We start from the raw sequence: 2,597 nt of genomic DNA on the forward strand, positions 1-2,597 counted from the left end.
TTTTCGAGCATAGAATATTGGTTAATCGTAATCAAATTCCGAATGATATATATGGTCCAATGACTACTTCAGGAATTAGGTTAGGAACAGTTGGTATTACAAATCTAGGATACACAGAGCCTGATATACAGAAATTAGCTGAACTAGTAGCTAATTTACTAAAATATAAACAATTCAACTACTCTATACACTCTGAACTCATTAGCAAATATCACAAAAAGATTAATATCTCCAATTAGGAGATAGACCAAGACAAAAATTATAATTTTTATATGGAATTAGTATATAGTATTTAGTTAATCCATCCTTATAATTTTCAATATATGATTGATCATAAACAGAAGGAATATCACTAATTTGTTTTAGATTGTATACAACTTGAAATTTATACCAAGGATCATCTATTAGTGGAATTTCTGACTCAAAGTATCTTAAAGAATTCTGAAAATCTATAAGAGAAATATTTTCAGACACCAATTCAACAACTAATTTATTTAGTTTAAGCATACGAACATCTAAAGTTAAAGATCTAGGACACATTTGAAGTGATTTATTGATATATTCTAGAGATTGTTGATAATCTTTCTTCATTAGAAATAAAACTGATTTATTACAATATGATTCAAAAATTTCATTTGAATCATATTTTTTTAGTATTTTTTCTGCTTTGTTGAGATTTTCTAAAGCTAAATCATATTCTCTATTCCATGTATAAATAACTCCTAAATTATTATATACAGTTGCAACAGGAATATACTGCTCATTCACTTGAAAATACTCTAATGCTAATTTGAGATTTTTAGTAGCTTGTTCAATTGGAAAATAATGGGCAGAATTTCGTAAAATAATATAATAAAAATCATCTTTTTCTACTGCATTAAGAGTTTCATTAAGAAGTTTTATTGCTTCTTTATCTTTACCTAGATGTCCATAAGCGTTTAATTTATAGAGCAAATTTCCTGAGTTGTTTTCTAATTTTTCTAGTAAATTTAACGCTTCATTAAATTCATATAGTTGAATTAAAAATCTAGGATAATATAAATTTATATTTTCCGAATAATACTCAACTTTAAGATTTCTAAGAATTGTTAAACCATCATTAAAATTTGAAGTCCATTGATGTGAATTCAAAATATAATGTATATATTTCTCTGGTAATAATTCTATTAAATTAAATATCTTTTTACTCAAAGATACGATATAAAAATAAGAATTTTTTCTATATTCTATTTCGAGTAATTTTTTTATGTATTCTATATTTTGTCTTAACTCTTCAAGACTACTGATATGTATTAAGCAGTGAATTAAGTAAGCTAATTCACCACCTATTCCTATGGATAAGATAGTCTGTTCTAAATATATTTTAAGATTCTCTGTAACTAATTTAAGATCAGAATCAGTAGTTTGATTTAATATACTATTAACAATTGATTCATGTGATATTTTTATCTTATCATTTGTATCTCCATTAATGTATACAAAGCCTGCATTAATAAGAGCATTTAACGAATTCGATACTTCAGTTGTGTCCTCTATAATAGATTTTATGTAGTTAAAAACTATTTCTTTACTCATTCCAGCTGGAAAAATTGATGATATAATCAGAATATTTTTTTGAGTGTCTGAAAGTTTATTATAAATGTCAGAAATACTAAGTAGTTCTGAATTAGGGTTGTCTGCCAGTTTATTAATAATTAATTCAATTTCTTTATAATTTCCTTTAGTTAACTGCCAAATTTGATTTAACATGGTATTATCTAGAAAATCAATCTGATTATTTATTAATAATTTACACTCTTCTTCTGTCAGATAAGATAAATTTAATACATTAGAAGTATAATTATCTAATGTATCTAATTTATCAACTAAACTGACAGCTTCATCAGTTCGATGTATTATGGTCAAAGAAATTCCTTTTTGAAGTGTGTTGAAATCATCTTCAAATTTTATTTTTATATTATCAGGTAAAAATTGATAATTATCAATAATTATGTTAACTCTGACTTTTTTTGAAATATTATAGAAGTAACGTAAATATAGATCACTTTCGAAAATTTCTTCTTTTATTTCAGAAATAACTTCCTCCCAAGGATAGTCAATAATTTTCTTATACGGAACGTTTAATGAAATTAGTGATTTGATAAGTTTAAAACTATGCTTCAATGTTAAGTTGGTTAGTTTTTGTTTTCTTAAATAATTTGAGAACGAATATTTATGTGGTATAGATAAACAAAGATTTCTCCTGAATTGAGTAGCTATATAAGCTCCTTTTAATAAATTTTCAAAAAATTTATTACTTTCAAATCCATCATTTGCAACATCAACATATAAAATAAAAATTTCTTTATTATTTCTATATATTTGTTGGCTAACTTCTTTAACTAATTCAGTCTTGCCACTGCCACTAAAACCATTTATAATGAATAAACTATTTTTATCATTGCTAGAATACTTAAAATGGTGTTTTAGCTGTTCTATTTCATTGTTGCGTCCATAGTACATAAATATTCTCCTACCGATAACTATTTATTATCACTATACAAAGCACCCAAATAGGTTTATAATAGCATGATTATTGATGAAGGAGATTTTCATGG

General features: G+C 24.9%; 1 protein-coding gene and 1 pseudogene. One reads left to right on the plus strand and one right to left on the minus strand.

The window, feature by feature from the left end; all coding sequences use genetic code 11:
- Positions 1-239 (plus strand): annotated as a pseudogene (locus HMPREF1116_RS0101965) (glycine hydroxymethyltransferase); the annotation flags it as partial.
- On the opposite strand, the gene HMPREF1116_RS03370 reads toward HMPREF1116_RS0101965, so the two are convergent.
- Positions 223-2,502, minus strand: coding sequence for a tetratricopeptide repeat protein (locus HMPREF1116_RS03370; RefSeq protein WP_000291368.1), 2,280 nt, complete (start codon positions 2,500-2,502; stop codon positions 223-225). The pseudogene HMPREF1116_RS0101965 and the gene HMPREF1116_RS03370 overlap by 17 nt on opposite strands.
- Positions 2,503-2,597: the final 95 nt, after the last annotated feature.

Origin of the sequence: Streptococcus sp. SK140, assembly GCF_000259525.1 — a bacterium.
Taxonomy (GTDB): domain Bacteria; phylum Bacillota; class Bacilli; order Lactobacillales; family Streptococcaceae; genus Streptococcus.